Below are 1,273 nucleotides of genomic sequence, written 5' to 3'. Positions count from 1 at the left end.
ATTACAAAAAACATCCACCATATCAACTTTTCTTAGTATTATTTTTATTTTGATTCCAACAATCTATTACACACTAGGACTATATTTTCTTCCCTTGGCACCAGCATTGACACTAATTATAATATATATTTCCATATTTCAAAAACACAAAAATACATTCTAATTACTGATTTATTCCAATTTCCTTTTTGAGTGTGATGCGTTGCGCCCTTAAAAATCCTAAGAGCTCTACCAAGCGGAAGTTGATAGCTGTCGCTACCACTTCGCTTGCGCTCTCAGTGTATTTTAAGGCCTGTCACGCATCAAAAAGTTTTCTCGGCATAAAGCTAGAGTATATATTATCTTATATATCAATGTACTTATTTATGTACATCCGAATAAAGCTATAACATCCTAGATTTATTTTATAAGTCATTAAAGAGTGTGGACTTGCAGTCGACTAAAACCAGTTTTTGCTCAACGCAAAAAAGAGCGGCTTAAGGCGCTCTAAAATATTATGATTACATAGAAAGTAGTTCTATCTATATAAATAATTTTATAATTTTGAGTTTATATAATACCCAAGAGCCATAAGAATAAAGAAACTAAAGAACATTACAAAATTACCAAAAACTAACCAATAATTTTTAGCTAAAAGTGCAAAAACTAATCCAAAAGGAGCAATGATAAAAGTTAAAATCCAAAATGGGCTAGGGACTTGAAAAATCACATTTGGAACCCAAATTACAATACATAATACAAAGCAAATCAAAGAAAATACTTTAAACTTATTTTGCAATATTCCCCCTCCTTTTTTACTTTTTAATAACAATTATTATATTTAGTTTGAGTTACAAAATAGGCAGCTACTGCACTAGCATATTGTTTTTCTATGAACCCCATTTTACTACGATCTACAGCTATTCTAGCTGTTAACCTTAAATCACTATCGCAATCAAAATAACCATATTTTGCATAATCTAAATCATGTTGCTTACATGCAGCATCAAGTAAATCTTGAGTTTCTCCCCCTCCATAACCAGGTCCGCACCAGTTCCCCCAAATAGGAAGTGGAATCGCCATAGTAGTTACTTCTTCTTGGCTATATTCTTGATTCAATTGGTTTATTATTTCACCAGATCCAATGATAAATTCACTTTGACCGTCTGTCAAGGGCAACTTAAAATTGTAGGTTTTCGGCAATCTAAAAATGTAGGTTTTTGACAATGTAATTTGTGGAGGAAAGCCTAAGTGTGTTTCATCCGGTATGACTTACCTTTAATTTTATAAATCT

Annotated in this window: 2 protein-coding genes; both read right to left on the bottom strand. The window is 31.9% G+C overall.

Annotation, left to right across the window (positions count from 1 at the left end; all coding sequences use genetic code 11):
- Positions 1-535: 535 nt before the first annotated feature.
- A complete protein-coding gene (locus ABD734_RS01020) occupies positions 536-778 on the bottom strand; it encodes a hypothetical protein (RefSeq protein ID WP_344700759.1) in 243 nt (80 codons plus the stop codon).
- 23 nt (positions 779-801) lie between these two features.
- Positions 802-1,152 carry a phospholipase A2 family protein gene (locus ABD734_RS01015; RefSeq protein ID WP_344700758.1) on the bottom strand — a complete coding sequence of 117 codons (351 nt, stop codon included), beginning with the start codon at positions 1,150-1,152 and terminating at the stop codon, positions 802-804.
- Positions 1,153-1,273 lie beyond the last annotated feature (121 nt).

It is taken from the genome of Salinicoccus jeotgali (assembly GCF_039538805.1).
In the GTDB taxonomy this organism is placed as follows: domain Bacteria; phylum Bacillota; class Bacilli; order Staphylococcales; family Salinicoccaceae; genus Salinicoccus; species Salinicoccus jeotgali.
This window is presented reverse-complemented; position numbering and strand designations above follow the sequence as displayed.